Source organism: Pseudomonas sp. TR47, assembly GCF_044143025.1.
In the GTDB taxonomy this organism is placed as follows: Bacteria; Pseudomonadota; Gammaproteobacteria; order Pseudomonadales; family Pseudomonadaceae; genus Aquipseudomonas; species Aquipseudomonas putida_E.
Window position 1 is genome coordinate 207258 of the sequence record NZ_JBHFCS010000004.1, and the last position, 13884, is coordinate 221141.

At 63.6% G+C, this 13884-nt stretch carries 12 protein-coding genes; 8 read left to right on the forward strand and 4 right to left on the reverse strand.

The window, feature by feature from the left end:
* The first annotated feature begins 180 nt into the window (after positions 1–180).
* A complete protein-coding gene (locus tag ACEWE8_RS06550) occupies positions 181–1593 on the forward strand; it encodes a DOPA decarboxylase (protein ID WP_046785491.1) in 1413 nt (470 codons plus the stop codon).
* A 35-nt stretch (positions 1594–1628) separates the two neighbouring features.
* Here the strand turns inward: ACEWE8_RS06550 and ACEWE8_RS06555 are convergent, their stop codons facing one another.
* Positions 1629–3002: an MFS transporter gene (locus ACEWE8_RS06555; RefSeq protein ID WP_046785490.1), complete on the reverse strand. Its 1374-nt coding sequence runs from the start codon at positions 3000–3002 to the stop codon at positions 1629–1631.
* A 493-nt stretch (positions 3003–3495) separates the two neighbouring features.
* Here ACEWE8_RS06555 and quiC point away from each other — a divergent pair, with 493 nt between their 5' ends.
* Positions 3496–5403, forward strand: coding sequence for a 3-dehydroshikimate dehydratase QuiC (gene quiC / locus ACEWE8_RS06560; protein WP_046785489.1), 1908 nt, complete (start codon positions 3496–3498; stop codon positions 5401–5403).
* A 173-nt stretch (positions 5404–5576) separates the two neighbouring features.
* Positions 5577–6248, forward strand: coding sequence for a TetR/AcrR family transcriptional regulator (locus ACEWE8_RS06565; protein WP_012314115.1), 672 nt, complete (start codon positions 5577–5579; stop codon positions 6246–6248).
* A gap of 7 nt (positions 6249–6255) precedes the next feature.
* Here ACEWE8_RS06565 and ACEWE8_RS06570 read toward each other — a convergent pair whose 3' ends face one another.
* Positions 6256–7263, reverse strand: a complete 1008-nt coding sequence (locus tag ACEWE8_RS06570; protein WP_046785488.1) for a GlxA family transcriptional regulator — start codon at positions 7261–7263, stop codon at positions 6256–6258.
* Positions 7264–7402: 139 nt separating this feature from the next.
* On the opposite strand from ACEWE8_RS06570, the gene ACEWE8_RS06575 reads away from it, so the two are divergent.
* The 4 genes from ACEWE8_RS06575 to ACEWE8_RS06590 all read left to right on the forward strand — a co-directional run bounded on the left by ACEWE8_RS06575 (position 7403) and on the right by ACEWE8_RS06590 (position 11000).
* Positions 7403–7882, forward strand: coding sequence for a hypothetical protein (locus tag ACEWE8_RS06575; protein ID WP_046785487.1), 480 nt, complete (start codon positions 7403–7405; stop codon positions 7880–7882).
* Positions 7883–7935: 53 nt separating this feature from the next.
* Entirely contained in the window at positions 7936–8148 is a 213-nt protein-coding gene (locus ACEWE8_RS06580) for a PLDc N-terminal domain-containing protein (protein WP_012314118.1), read from the forward strand.
* Between the two features lie 121 nt (positions 8149–8269).
* Positions 8270–8764: a GNAT family N-acetyltransferase gene (locus ACEWE8_RS06585; RefSeq protein WP_046785486.1), complete on the forward strand. Its 495-nt coding sequence runs from the start codon at positions 8270–8272 to the stop codon at positions 8762–8764.
* Between the two features lie 136 nt (positions 8765–8900).
* Positions 8901–11000, forward strand: coding sequence for a bifunctional diguanylate cyclase/phosphodiesterase (locus tag ACEWE8_RS06590; protein WP_046785485.1), 2100 nt, complete (start codon positions 8901–8903; stop codon positions 10998–11000).
* Positions 11001–11026: 26 nt separating this feature from the next.
* Here the strand turns inward: ACEWE8_RS06590 and ACEWE8_RS06595 are convergent, their stop codons facing one another.
* Positions 11027–11851: an aldo/keto reductase gene (locus ACEWE8_RS06595; RefSeq protein ID WP_046785484.1), complete on the reverse strand. Its 825-nt coding sequence runs from the start codon at positions 11849–11851 to the stop codon at positions 11027–11029.
* Between the two features lie 227 nt (positions 11852–12078).
* Between ACEWE8_RS06595 and ACEWE8_RS06600 the strand changes: the two genes are divergently transcribed.
* Positions 12079–12957, forward strand: coding sequence for a DMT family transporter (locus ACEWE8_RS06600; RefSeq protein ID WP_012314122.1), 879 nt, complete (start codon positions 12079–12081; stop codon positions 12955–12957).
* An 18-nt stretch (positions 12958–12975) separates the two neighbouring features.
* Here ACEWE8_RS06600 and ACEWE8_RS06605 read toward each other — a convergent pair whose 3' ends face one another.
* Complete coding sequence (locus ACEWE8_RS06605) at positions 12976–13878, reverse strand: LysR substrate-binding domain-containing protein (RefSeq protein ID WP_367903616.1); 903 nt, start codon at positions 13876–13878, stop codon at positions 12976–12978.
* Between the last annotated feature and the right edge of the window lie 6 nt (positions 13879–13884).

The following is a 13884-nucleotide window of genomic DNA, read 5'->3' on the forward strand; positions in this document are numbered from 1 at the left end:
TTATTGGCGTGGCGGCAGGCGCCTAGACTGGGGCCCTTGTGCTGTTGGTGATGCCCCCATCGCCGGCAAGCCGGCTGCCACAGGTGCCCAGAGCCTTCCAGCCCAGTGCAGTACCTGTGGAAGCCGGCTTGCCGGCGATGGGGCCGGGCCTGACAGCGGACAACCCACAGGAGACCGCGCGTGACCCCAGAACAATTCCGCCAGTACGGCCACCAATTGATCGACCTGATCGCCGATTACCGCCAGAGCGTCGGTGACCGCCCGGTGATGGCCCAGGTCGAGCCCGGCTACCTTAAAGCTGCCTTGCCTGCCGGCGCCCCGCAACAGGGCGAGCCGTTCGAGGCGATCCTCGATGACGTCAACACGCTGGTGATGCCAGGCCTGTCGCATTGGCAACACCCCGATTTCTATGGCTACTTCCCGTCCAACGGCACCTTGTCCTCGGTGCTCGGCGATTTTCTCAGCACGGGCCTGGGTGTGCTGGGCCTGTCATGGCAATCGAGCCCTGCGCTGAGCGAGCTGGAGGAGACCACTCTGGACTGGGTACGCCAGTTGCTGGGCCTGTCGGGGCAGTGGAGCGGCGTGATTCAGGACACAGCGTCTACCAGCACCTTGGTCGCGCTGATCTGTGCCCGTGAACGTGCCACCGACTACGCCCTGGTGCGTGGCGGCCTGCAAGCCGAAGCCAAACCGCTGATCGTGTATGTCAGCGCCCACGCCCACAGTTCGGTGGACAAGGCCGCGCTGCTGGCCGGTTTCGGCCGCACCAACATCCGCCTGATCGCCACCGACGAGCAGTTCGCCATGCGCCCCGATGCCTTGTTGGCGGCCATCGAACAGGACCTGGCCGAAGGCAATCAGCCCTGCGCAGTGGTCGCTACCACCGGCACGACCACCACTACGGCGCTGGACCCCTTGCGCCAGATTGGCGAAATCGCCCAGGCCCAGGGGCTGTGGCTGCACGTCGATTCAGCCATGGCCGGCTCAGCGATGATCCTGCCCGAATGCCGCTGGATGTGGGACGGCATCGAGCTGGCCGACTCTGTGGTAGTCAACGCGCACAAATGGTTGGGGGTGGCGTTCGACTGTTCGATCTACTACGTGCGAGACCCGCAGCACCTGATCCGGGTGATGAGCACCAACCCCAGCTACCTACAGTCGGCGGTCGATGGTGAGGTGAAGAACCTGCGTGACTGGGGCATCCCGCTGGGGCGTCGCTTCCGCGCGCTGAAGCTGTGGTTCATGTTGCGCAGCGAGGGGGTCGAGGCGTTGCAGCAGCGCTTGCGGCGCGACCTGGACAATGCCCGTTGGCTGGCCGAACAGGTTGAGGCGGCAGGGGAGTGGGCGTTGTTGGCGCCGGTACAGTTGCAGACCTTGTGCATTGTGCATCGGCCTGGTGGGCTGGAAGGGGAGGCGCTGGATGCGCATACCAAGGCATGGGCTGAGCGGCTCAATGCCTCCGGTGAGGCTTATGTCACGCCGGCGACCTTGAACGGGCGCTGGATGGTGCGGGTTTCGGTGGGGGCGCTGCCCACTGAGCGCGAGCATGTCGAGCGGTTGTGGCAACGCTTGCAGGCAGTGGTCAACGGCTGAATTGCTTGGGGCCGCACTGCGGCCCCTTGCGTCTGTCAGTGGCTCACTGTCTGAAGGCTACCCTTGCGGCTGGCCTCATAGGCTTCCTTGTCCATCGGCTTGGCCTGCGGGTTGCCCAGGTCTTCCATCGCCAGGCGATGGGTTTCCGGCGCGACATACGCTGCCAGGGCACATACGCAGGTGATGAAGAACGCCAGGCCGCCAACCACCAGCGGAATGTTATCCGAGCCTGGTGGCGCTACCAGGGCGAACAACGCCGGCAGCATCGCAGTCAGCATGGTGCCGATGTTCTGGGCAATGGCCATGGCCGACACGCGGTAGCGGGTGTTGAACAGCTCAGGGAAGAAGCTTGGGAACACCGCGTTGTAGCCTTGGTAAACCATGCCCCACATCAGGATCGAGGTAGCGAAGGCCAGCGGCACGTTCTGGATGCTGATTGCATACAGGTAAACGAAGGCCAGCAGGCCCGAGCCCAGGCAACCGGCGATCATGGTCGGGCGACGGCCGATCTTGTCGGAAAGATTGCCCACGAACGGGATAACCAGCACTGCAACGATGTTGCCCACCACTGGGATCCACAGGTACACGCTCTTGTCGAAGCCGATGCCGTAGGCCGGCTGTACCGCGTAGGCCGCGCCGAAGATGGTGGCAACTACCGGGATCACGTTCATCAAGGCCATGAACATCACCAGCACCATGTGCTTCCAGCTGTGGCGGAAGGCCTCGCTGATTGGCGACTTGGCAACCTTGTCCTGCTTCTCTTCCTTCACGAAGGCCGGGGTTTCGTGCACTTCCTTACGGATGATGAAGCCTGCGATCAGCACGATGGCGCTCATCAGGAACGGAATGCGCCAGCCCCAGTCGTTGAACGCCTCGCTGGGCATGAAGTAGGCCAGTGGCAGGAACACCGCCGCCGCCATTACCTGGCCGGCCTGGACGCCCTGCAAGGTAAAGCTGGCGAAGTAGCCGCGCCGCCCGAACGGTGCGTGCTCCATGATCATCGAACTGGCCCCGGAGATTTCACCGGCCACGGCAAAGCCCTGGACCAGGCGCAGCAGCACCAGCAAGGCCGGGGCGAGCATGCCGATATCGTGGTAGGTAGGCAGCAGGCCCACGGCCATGGTCGAAATGCCCATCAGGAACATGCACAGCAGCAGCACGTTCTTGCGCCCGCGGGTATCACCCCAGTGGCCGAGCACGAAGGCGCCGACCGGACGGGCCAGGTAACCCACGCCGTAGGTAGCCAGCGAGGCGATGATCGCCATCTTGGGGTCGGTGTTGGGGAAGAATATCTGCGGGAAGATCAGTGCCGCAGCCTGGGCATAGATGAAAAAGTCGTAGTACTCGAGTGCCGAGCCTATCCATCCGCTGGCGGTCGCTTTCTTGGCTTGAGAGCTGGAGTTAGCCATCGTTGTCTCCGTTGTTTTTGTTGGTCGCCGCACAGCCGGTGCCGTCAGGCGGCAAGCCAGTGGGTGTGCGATCGCTATCGGGAGTATGTGGGTGCTTAAAGGGCCGACGATCGCGAGCCAAGTCTGTTTGGAGACAACGATCGAGCAGGTGCGGGTTGCAAGGCGAGGGATGTTTGCATAGGTCTGTACCCGTTTTATTGAACTTATTATGTCGTGGCGCTGGGCTTGTGAGCGCAGGTTGTGCCGAACGGCCACTGGGCAGAAAGTGGTGGTCGGTGTGCCTGCGTCTGGTCTCATGGTTGCGCAGGGGTGGCAGTGAATCAATTCGCCAAAACGGGTTTTGTGCGGTAATCGAACGCAAAACTAACCGTTCCGTACAAAGTGATTGCTGCCATGACTTTACCTGCGAATAATTCATCATGCCAAGAAGTCTGATGGTGTGTTGCTTAGCCCCAGCTTCCAGCCCAGTAGCCCCATAACAAGGAATTCCACCATGCAGCGTTCGATAGCCACCGTGTCCTTGAGCGGCACACTGCCGGAAAAGCTCGAAGCCATCGCCGCCGCCGGGTTCGACGGCGTCGAGATCTTCGAAAATGATCTTCTCTACTATGCCGGCAGCCCGCGCGAGGTGCGCCAGATGTGCGCCGACCTCGGCATCGCCATCACCCTGTTCCAGCCGTTTCGCGATTTTGAAGGCTGCCGCCGCGACCGCCTGCAGAAGAACATCGACCGCGCCGAGCGCAAGTTCGACCTGATGCAAGAGCTGGGCACCGACCTGGTGCTGGTGTGCAGCAACGTGCAGGCCGACGCCCTGGGCGAAGAACAACTGCTGGTGGACGACCTGCGCCTGCTCGCCGAGCACGCCGGCCAACGCGGCATGCGCATCGGCTACGAAGCCCTGGCTTGGGGCCGTCACGTCAACACCTACCAGCAAGTGTGGAACCTGGTGCGCCAGGCCGACCACCCGGCGCTGGGCGTGATCCTCGACAGCTTCCACACCCTGTCGCTCAAGGGCGACCCTGCCGCGATCCGCGATATCCCCGGCGACAAGATCTTTTTCGTGCAGATGGCCGACGCGCCGATCCTGGCCATGGATGTGCTGGAGTGGAGCCGCCACTTCCGCTGCTTCCCGGGGCAGGGCGAAATGGACCTGGCCGGTTTCCTCGCGCCGATCCTGGCCACCGGTTATCGCGGCCCGCTGTCGCTGGAAATCTTCAACGACGGTTTCCGCGCCGCACCACCGCGCCAGAACGCCGCCGATGGCCTGCGTTCGCTGTTGTACCTGGAGGAACAGACCCGCCTGCGCCTGCAGCAGGAGGGCACCGCGATCGAGCCGGGTGTGCTGTTCGCACCGCCTGCCGCCAGTACCTACGACGGTGTGGAATTCCTCGAATTTGCCGTGGACGAAGCGGTCGGCGCGCGTCTGGGCAGCTGGCTCAAGCGCCTGGGTTTTGCCGACGCCGGCAAGCACCGCAGCAAGGACGTACGCCTGCTGCGCCAGAACGACATCAACATCGTGCTCAATGCCGAGCCCTACTCCTTTGGCCACAACTTCTTCGAGGCCCACGGCCCATCGTTGTGTGCCACCGCGCTGCGGGTCAAGGACGAGCACGCGGCGCTGCAACGCGCCACCGACTTCCGCGGCCAGCCGTTCCGTGGGCTGGTCGGCCCCAACGAATGTGAGGTGCCTGCAGTGCGCGCCCCGGATGGCAGCCTGATCTACCTGGTGGAGCAGGGCAAGGAAGGCCCGTCGCTGTACGACACCGACTTCCGCCTGGACCAGAGCGCCAGCACCACCGGTGGCCTGCAGCGCATCGACCACATGGCCCTGGCCTTGCCGGCCGAGTCGCTGGACAGCTGGGTGCTGTTCTACAAGAGCCTGTTCGACTTTGCCGCAGATGATGAAGTGGTGTTGCCCGACCCGTACGGCCTGGTCAAAAGCCGCGCCCTGCGCAGCCAGTGCGGCAGCCTGCGCCTGCCGCTGAACATCTCGGAAAACCGCAACACCGCCATCGCCCACGCGCTGTCGAGCTATCGCGGGTCGGGCGTTCACCATATCGCCTTCGATTGTGCCGACATCTTCAAGGAAGTGGCGCGGGCGAAGGAAGCCGGTGTGCCGTTGCTGGAAATTCCGCTCAATTACTACGACGATCTGGCGGCGCGTTTCGATTTCGACGACGAGTTTCTCAGCGAGCTGGCGTACTACAACGTGCTGTATGACCGCGATGCCCAGGGCGGCGAGCTGTTCCACGTGTACACCGAGGCGTTCGAGGACCGGTTCTTCTTTGAAATCATCCAGCGCAAGGGGGGGTATGCCGGGTACGGTGCGGCCAACGTTCCTGTGCGTTTGGCGGCGATGGCCAAGCGGCGCAGCGGAGCGGCGCGCAAGCCGGTGCTGTAACGGCCCAAGGGTTCACGGCTTGTGAGATCGGGCGCTGCCTGTGCAGCGCTTGATCAAGGGGCTCAGCCTGGGCCCCCGCCAATCCTGCCCACCCGATCAACAGCGCGCTTCCTTCCAACCCTCCACTCACGGATAATCCCGTCCAAATCCCAATAAATACCCCGTGAGCAGCTATGAGCAATCCCGTTGCCCCCCTCGGCCAGCCCGAGATCGAAGGGACACGCAAGTCGCGCAAGAACAACCCTGAAAAAACCCGCGAGGACATCCTCCAGGCCGCCATCAACGAGTTCGTCCAGCAAGGCCTGGCGGGCGCGCGGGTGGATGCCATCGCCGAGCGCACAGCCACCTCCAAGCGCATGATCTACTACTACTTCGGCAGCAAGGAGCAGCTGTACGTCGAGTGCCTGGTCAAGCTGTACGGCGACATCCGCAAGACTGAGCACCGCCTGGACCTGGAGTCGCTGCCGGCCGAGCAGGCCATCCAGCGCCTGACCGAGTTCACCTTCGACCATCACGACCGCAACGTCGATTTCGTGCGCATGGTCTGCACCGAAAACATCCACTACGGCGAGTACGTGAAGAAAACCCCGGCCATCCGCGAGATGAGCAGCCTGGTGCTGCAGGCGCTGGGCCGCACGCTGGAGCGGGGCGTGCAAGAGGGGGTGTTCCGCCCGGGCATCGAGGTCATCGACCTGCACATGCTGATGAGCGCGTTCTGCTTCTATCGGGTCTCGAACCGCCATACCTTCGGCGACATCTTCCAGATCGACCTGCTGGATGAGCAGGTCAAACTGCGCCACAAGGCCATGATCTGCGAAGCAGTGATGCGTTACATCCAGGCCTGAGTGCCGTTCACTCGCCCAGCCGTTGCTCACGTGACGGCGGGTAGCCGAAGTAGGCCGCGTAGCACTTGCTGAAGTGCGACACCGAAACAAAGCCGCAGGCCACCGCAACCTCCATCACCGACAGGTCGGAGTACTGCAGCAGGCGGCGGCTCTTGGTGATGCGCAGTTCCATGTAGTAGCGCCGCGGCGAGGTGCCCAGCTGGGCCTGGAACAGGCGGTCGATCTGCCGCCGCGAGCGGCCGCTGTAGGCCGCCAACTGGTCGAGGCTGAGGGTTTCCTCGAGGTTGTTCTCCATCAGCTCGACAATGGTGCGCAGGTGCAGGCTCATCGACTTTTTCGCCCCCGGGCCGACCTGCCGGTAGCGGGCGCCGGAGAACGACAGGATTTCTTCGACGCCTTCTGCCAGGCCGTCACCGTAAAGGCGGCGGACCAGGCCGAGCATCAGTTCCATGGCGCCATTGGGGCTGGCGGCGCTGAGCCGGTCACGGTCCAGGGTGAAGCTGGCCGGGGTGATGCGTGTCTGCGGGCTGCGCTCGGACAGGCTGGCGCGCTGCTCGGGGTGGATACTGCAGCCATAGTCATCCAGTACCCCGGCGCGGCCAAGAAACCAGGCGCCGTTCCATAGCCCGCCCAGGGCCTTGCCGTGGGCGGCGCAGTCATCCAGCAGGCGGTCCAGTTCGGGGTACTTCAGCGGTGTGCGCAAGCCTCCGCAGATGATCAGCAGGTCAAGTGCTTTCAGTTCGCTGGCAACAAGGTCAGTGGCCACCAGCTCCAGGCCCAGGTCGCTCAGCACCCGGTCGCCGTCCAGCGACAGTGGGGTGAAGCTGAAGCTGTCGGCGCGCAGCAGGTTGGCGGTGACCAGCACGTCCATGGCCACGGTGAAACTGGCCATGGAGAAGTGTTTGAGCAGGACGAAGTCGACGCGGTAGGGCGCCTGGGGGCTGCCCGCGGTGGCCTTGAGCCGCAGCATGTTGGTGGTGCTGGTCTTCTTGCTGAACTGGCGTGGGGTGGGCACTCTGGACTCCGCTTCCTGGATGGCCTGGCGAGTGTGGCCGGTAGCCAGGGGAAAGACAATCGCCTGGGTGGGCCTGTGGTATTGGAGGTCGTATTGAGGCAACTGGGCTATGCTGGCGCCTCCCACCTGGAGAACCTCGATGAAATACGCCGTCGCCCTGTTGTTCAGCCTGCTGCCACTGGTGGCAAACGCCCTGCAAACCGGGGAAAAGCTCGCACCGTGGACGCTGCTCGACCAGCATGACCAGCCCTATACCCTGGACGCCGGCACGCATGTGCTGCTGGTGGCCCGCGACATGGACGGCGCCAAGCTGGTGAAGGCGGCCCTGGCTGAACAGCCCAAGGGCTACCTGGAGTCGCGCGATGCGGTGTTTGTGGCGGATATCCAGCGCATGCCGGCGCTGATCAGCAAGCTGTTCGCCATCCCGGCCATGCGTGATTACAACTACCGGGTTATGCTTGATCGTGAAGGGCAGGTGGCCAGCCGCTATCCTGGGCAGGAAGGCAAGGTGCTGTGGTTGCAGCTTGAGCAGGGTGCGTTGGTCAGCCAGCAGGAGTTCGCTGATGCGAAGGCTTTGAAGGCTGCACTGGAGAAGGCCCAGGCAAGTAAATCCGAATGAACCCTTGCCGCTGGCAGTAACCCAACCCTTTACATGCCAACGGGAGAGTGCTCATGGAAATCGGAACGATCTGGATCATTGTCGCGGCCTTGGTCATCTTGCTGGAGATCTTCGCCATCTGGCACATCATCGGCAGCGAACGGCGCGCGGAGCGCAAGATGCTATGGATCGTCTTCGTCGTCTACGCCCCGTTCCCCGGGTTGCTGTTCTGGGCCTGGCGCGGGCCGCGGGCAGTGAAGGGCAGGGCGGTACTGCAAGAAAAGTGAGGGGCACGGCATCAGGTGCGGGGCGCCTGATGCCGTTCGTGGCGCTGAGTTGAGCCATAATCTGGGGGCCGGTACTTTCAACATGAAAGCCTTTCAACCACCCCTGTGCCCCGAGCCTCCCATGCTGCCCATCGAATTGCTCACCACTACCCGCGACCAGGCCGACCTGATCCGTAATCTCTATCAGTTCTATGCCTACGAGTCCTCTGACTGGGAGCAGGAAGACGTCGAGGTAGACGGGCGCTTCTACATTCACGAAGAGCACCTGCAGCGCTATTGGCTTGCAGACGGTTGGAGCGCCAACCTGGTACTGGTGGATGGTTTCATTGCCGGTTTCGTGCTGGTCGAGCGCAGCGAGCTGCCTGGCATCAATGCCAGTGAGCTGGCCGACCTGTTCATCCTCAAGCGCTACCGCCGGCAGGGTATTGGCCGTGCGGTCGCGCTGCAGTTGCTCAGAGGTGCCGGAGACTGGCTCCTGCGCTGCTATGCGCCGGACCCCACCGCCGTTGCCTTCTGCAAAGCCGTCGTGGCCGACTTGCCGCGGCCGGTGCAGCAAATCGTGCTGGGTGATGACCCGGACCTGCTCACCTATAAGGTTACGTCCGCTTACCACTGAGCGGCGCTGGCAAAAAACTGTGAGCCACTTCACAAAATCCACTCAAGCGGCATAATGCCATTACCTCGTATTCAAGACCCGGTCGCTCTGGCCTGGGGTTCCTTTTCGTGCGCGTTGCAGGTTCAGGGAAATTTTCATGTCGCTAGTCGCAAGCCCCGACATCATGTATCGGCTGTTGATCCAGAGCGTGGTGGACTATGCCATCTACCTGCTCACCCCCGACGGTATCGTCGCCAACTGGAACCCGGGCGCCCAGCGGGCCAAGGGTTACCTTGCCGACGAAATCGTCGGCAAGCACTACTCGCTGTTCTACAGCGAAGCCGAGCGCGTCGCCGGCCTGCCCGAGCAGAACCTTGCGCAGGCGCGCGACACGGGCCGCTTCGAAGAAACCGGCGCACGCCTGCGCAAGGACGGCTCGACCTTTCATGCCCACGTGGTGATCGAGGCGGTGCGCGATGACAACGGCCATCTGATTGGCTTCGCCAAGGTCACCCGCGACATTTCCGAGCGGCGCCAGCAGGAACTGGAGCTGTTGCAGGCCAAGGAGCTGGCTGAACAGTACAGCCAGGAGATGACCAAGCTCTCGCAGTTCCTTGATTCGGTGATCGCCAACATTCCCGCCAGCGTTATCGTCCAGGACCTGGAAAGCCAGCGCATCCTGCTGGCCAACCAGCAGGCCGAACGCCTGTTCGGTGGTCGCGGCAGCAGCATGATCGGCCAGTTGCCGGGTGAGTGCCTGGCACCGGCTGCGGCTGACTACCTGGAACAGCAGCTCGCCCGTGGCGCGCGCAACCCCAAGGGTTATGCTGCTGAGACCCGGGTCGATACCGCCTGTGGCCCGCGTACCTTGCGCAGCCGCGCACTGCTCAGCCAGAACCGCGAGGGCCAGGCCGACTATGTGTTGTTCGTGGCAGAAGACGCCACCGAGGAACTGGCCGCCCACGCCCAGATCCACCACATGGCGCACCACGACGCGCTGACTGGTTTGCCCAACCGCACACTGTTCAACGAGCGGCTCAAGCAGGCACTGGTGCGCGGCCAGCAGAACGAAAAGCTGACCGCAGCGCTGTGTCTGGACCTGGACAACTTCAAGAACATCAACGATTCCCTCGGCCATGCCTTCGGCGACAAGCTGCTGCGCGCCCTGGGCAAGCGCCTGCGCCGCGAGCTGCGCGAGCAAGACACCCTGGCCCGTTTGGGCGGCGACGAGTTCGCCGTTGTGCTGACTGGCCTGGACGGCCGCGAGGCTGCCTGCAATACGGCGAAGCGTCTGATTGAAGCGATTTGCCCGCCGTTCCAGATCGAAGGCCACCAGTTCACGGTGGGCGTGAGCATCGGCATCGCCATTGCCCCCGATGACAATGAGCAGGCCGAACAGCTGCTCGGTTACGCCGACATGGCCCTCTACGAAGCCAAGCGCAATGGCCGTAACCGCTTTGAGTGCTTCCACGTCGAACTGGATGTCGCCGCCCGCCAGCGCCGCCTGGTCGAGACCGACCTGCGCACTGCGCTGCACCTTGGGCAGTTGCACCTGCATTACCAGCCGATAGTGGATCAGCAGACCAGCAGCGTGACTGGCTACGAGGCGCTGTTGCGCTGGGAGCACCCGACCCGTGGCATGGTCATGCCCATGGACTTCATTCCCATTGCCGAGGAGACCGGGCTGATCCACGAACTCGGCACCCGTGCGCTGAACCTGGCGTGCCAGGAGGCGGCCAGTTGGGACAGTGAGCAGACGGTGTCGGTCAACCTGTCACCGGTGCAGTTCAAGAACGCCAACCTGGTCCATACCGTGGCGCTGGCCCTGGCCGACTCGGGCCTGGCGCCCCAGCGCCTGGAGCTGGAAATCACCGAATCGGTACTGCTGGGCAACAGCGAGGAGAACGTGCGTACCTTGCGCGCGCTGAAAGACCTGGGGGTGTCGATTTCGCTGGATGACTTCGGCACCGGGTATTCGTCGCTCGGTTACCTGCGCTCGTTCCCGTTCGACCGGATCAAGATCGACAAGTCGTTCGTGCATGACATGTGCGACAGCCGCGAGGCGATGTCGATCATCCGGGCGATCACTGAGCTGTCCAACAGCCTGATGATCAAGACCACGGCAGAGGGGGTGGAGTCCGAAGAGCAGATGCAGCGCCTGGCGGCGGAGGGGTGCTCGCACTTTCAGGGTTATCTGTATGGGCGGCCGGTGCCGGCGGGGGAGCGGTTGAAGCAGGTGGCTGTGGCGGTGGGTTGAAGGGGCCGCAAAGCGGCCCCTGGCATTCAGCTGTTCCAGTCCGGCGCAAAGTCTGGGCTCACCACCCGCTGATCCTTTGGCAACCCGGCAATCAGCGCCCGATCCTGATCATCCAGGCGCACATCCAGCGCCGCCAGGTTGCTCAGCTGGTTCTCGCGGCTGCTGGCCTTGGGGATCACCGCCACGCCGTCCTGGTCCAGCAACCACTTGAGCGCCACCTGGCTCGGCAACACACCATGCTTGCGGGCGATGTCCTGGATCACCGGCTGCGCCGCCGCCCGCCCGCGGGCCAGCGGGGTATACGCCGTGAGTAGCAGGTCATGTTGGCGGGCGTAGTCGAGCAGCGGTTGCTGGCTGAGCAGCACGTGGTATTCCACCTGGATCGCCGCCAGCGGCGCGCCCAGCGCTTCGATCACCTGGCGCAGCAGGCCGAGCGGGAAGTTGGCCACGCCGATGCTGCGTACCTTGCCCTCGTCACGCAGGGCCACTAGCGTCTCGATGCTGCGGGCCAAGTCCCAGTCCTTGCCGGGCCAGTGAATATGGAACAGGTCGACCTGCTCGGTGCCCAGGGCGCGCAGGCTGTTCTCCAGTGACTGGCGCATGGCCTCGGGCGCCAGGCGGTCCCACCAGACCTTGGTGGTCAGGTGGATCTGTTCGCGTGGCACGCTGCTGTCGCGCAACGCCTGGCCGACAGCGGCTTCGTTGTCGTATGCGGTGGCGGTATCGATGTGCCGGTAACCCAGCTCCAGTGCCTGGTGAACTGCACGCGTGCACTCGGCGCCGGTCATCGGCCAGGTGCCCAGGCCGATGCTGGGCAGGTCGAGGCCGTTGCGGGTGGTGAGCCTATGCATGAAAACTCCTTGTTCGGGTTCGAGGGCCACGTTCGATGGTGCGGGTTTCGCCTGTCAGGGACCACGAGTAGGGAGCTGAAAGTGGTCGATCAGCGAACGGAAAACACATTGCCTTGAACCGGCGTGTCAATTGACCTTCCTTAAGTCGTCGTATCTCTTCTAGAATCCCTGTTGTCGCACTGCCTTCACCTGGCGCTGCATGCCGCAGCGCCGCCATCGAGAACGCCATGAGTTCCAGCACACCGCTGTCCGGAGTCAACCACCCCCTGCGCGGTATCGCCCTGGTGGTGGTAGCCACGTTCCTGTTCGCCAGCCACGATGCCTTGTCCAAATTCCTCGGTGGGCTCTACCCGATCATCATGGTGGTGTGGGCCCGCTACCTGGTGCACACGCTACTGATGGCCGGCATATTCCTGCCCAAATCCGGCCTGAATGTGCTGCGCACCCGGCGCCCGGTGCTACAGACGTTGCGCGCGTTAAGCTTGCTAAGCACCAGCCTGCTGTTCACCACCGGCTTGCAGTACCTGCCGTTGGCCGAGGCGACCTCGGTCAACTTCCTGGCCCCGGTGCTGGTCACTGCGCTGTCGGCGCCGCTGCTCAAGGAGCGCGTCACGCCAGGGCAATGGGTGGCGGTGGTGCTGGGCTTCATCGGCGTGCTGGTGGTGGTGCACCCCGGTGGCGCGATGTTCACCCCGGCAATCCTGTACCCCTTCGGCTCGGCGCTGGGCTTCTGCTTCTACCAGTTGCTCACGCGCATACTCGCCGCCCATGACAGCCCCACCACCAGCAACTTCTACGCCGGGCTGTGCAACACGCTGGTAATGAGTGCTTTGGTGCCGTTCTTCTGGGAGCTGCCGCGCTGGGACCACGCGCTGCTGATGCTGGCATTGGGCGGTTTCGGCATGAGTGCGCACCTGCTGCTGACCCAGGCCTTCCGCCACGCCGCGCCGGCTCTGCTGGCGCCGTTCAGTTATTGCCAGATCGTGTTTGCCGGCTTGCTGGGGTTGCTGATTTATGGGCAGGTGCCCGATAGCACCACCTTGCTGGGTATCGCCATCATCTGCCTGAGTGGGCTTGGGGCAGCCTGGATGCAACGCCGCAAGTAAAAAGGTGTCATGCCTGCGCTACCTGGCCATGAACTGCAGAATCCGTTCGCGCAACCAGCGTTCGGCCGGGTCATTGTCCTGGGCGCCGCTCCATACCATCGACAGTTCCGCCTCGGTGATGTCGAACGGCGCCGGGTCGGCGCGCAGGCTGCCATCGTCAGCCAGGGCACAGGCGGCGTAGTCCGGCACGGTTGCGATCAGTTCGGTATTGCGCAGCAGCGCGCGCAGGCTGCCGAACTGTGGCACGGCCAGCACTACCTTGCGGCAACGACCGATGCGCGCCAGATCAAGGTCGATGTTGCCACTCATGTCTCCTGAAAACGACACCATCACATGCGGCCTGGTGCAGTATTCGTCCAGGGTCAGCGGGCCTGGGCGACCGTCGGCGCGCAATACGCGCACGCCGATGTCACGCAGCTTGCGGCGCTTGGCCGTGGCCGGCAGGTCGGTGGTATAGCTGACGCCCACCGAGATCTCGCCGCTGGCCAGCAGGCCAGGCATCAGCAGGAAGTTGGTACGGCGCACCACCACGCTGATGTTCGGTGCTTCTTCACGCAGGGCTTGCAGCAGGGCCGGGAACAGGCCGAATTCGGCGTCATCTGAGAGCCCCAGGCGGAATACGTTGCAGCTGTTGGTCGGGTCGAACTCCCGGGCGCGGCTGATCGCTGAAGAGATCACGTCCATGGCCGGCCCCAGCTCGGCGAAGATCTGCATGGCCCGGGGAGTTGGCTCCATGACCCGGCCGCTGCGGATCAGTAGCGGGTCATCGAACAGTTCGCGTAGGCGGGCCAAGGCGGCGCTGACGGTGGACTGGGTGATGAACAGCTTTTCGCCGACGCGGGTCAGGTTACGCTCGATCATCAAGGCTTCGAAAAGCACCAGCAGGTTCATGTCGACGCGGCGCAGGTCGTTGCGGTTCATGGGGCT

Excerpts from the sequence above, each read along its gene's own strand:
- ACEWE8_RS06590 (WP_046785485.1), top strand. The coding sequence starts at position 8,901 with ATGTCGCTAGTCGCAAGCCCCGACATCATGTATCGGCTGTTGATCCAG.
- ACEWE8_RS06600 (WP_012314122.1), top strand. The coding sequence starts at position 12,079 with ATGAGTTCCAGCACACCGCTGTCCGGAGTCAACCACCCCCTGCGCGGT.
- ACEWE8_RS06580 (WP_012314118.1), top strand. The coding sequence starts at position 7,936 with ATGGAAATCGGAACGATCTGGATCATTGTCGCGGCCTTGGTCATCTTG.
- ACEWE8_RS06585 (WP_046785486.1), top strand. The coding sequence starts at position 8,270 with ATGCTGCCCATCGAATTGCTCACCACTACCCGCGACCAGGCCGACCTG.
- ACEWE8_RS06565 (WP_012314115.1), top strand. The coding sequence starts at position 5,577 with ATGAGCAATCCCGTTGCCCCCCTCGGCCAGCCCGAGATCGAAGGGACA.
- ACEWE8_RS06555 (WP_046785490.1), bottom strand. The coding sequence starts at position 3,002 with ATGGCTAACTCCAGCTCTCAAGCCAAGAAAGCGACCGCCAGCGGATGG.
- ACEWE8_RS06575 (WP_046785487.1), top strand. The coding sequence starts at position 7,403 with ATGAAATACGCCGTCGCCCTGTTGTTCAGCCTGCTGCCACTGGTGGCA.
- quiC (WP_046785489.1), top strand. The coding sequence starts at position 3,496 with ATGCAGCGTTCGATAGCCACCGTGTCCTTGAGCGGCACACTGCCGGAA.
- ACEWE8_RS06595 (WP_046785484.1), bottom strand. The coding sequence starts at position 11,851 with ATGCATAGGCTCACCACCCGCAACGGCCTCGACCTGCCCAGCATCGGC.
- ACEWE8_RS06605 (WP_367903616.1), bottom strand. The coding sequence starts at position 13,878 with ATGAACCGCAACGACCTGCGCCGCGTCGACATGAACCTGCTGGTGCTT.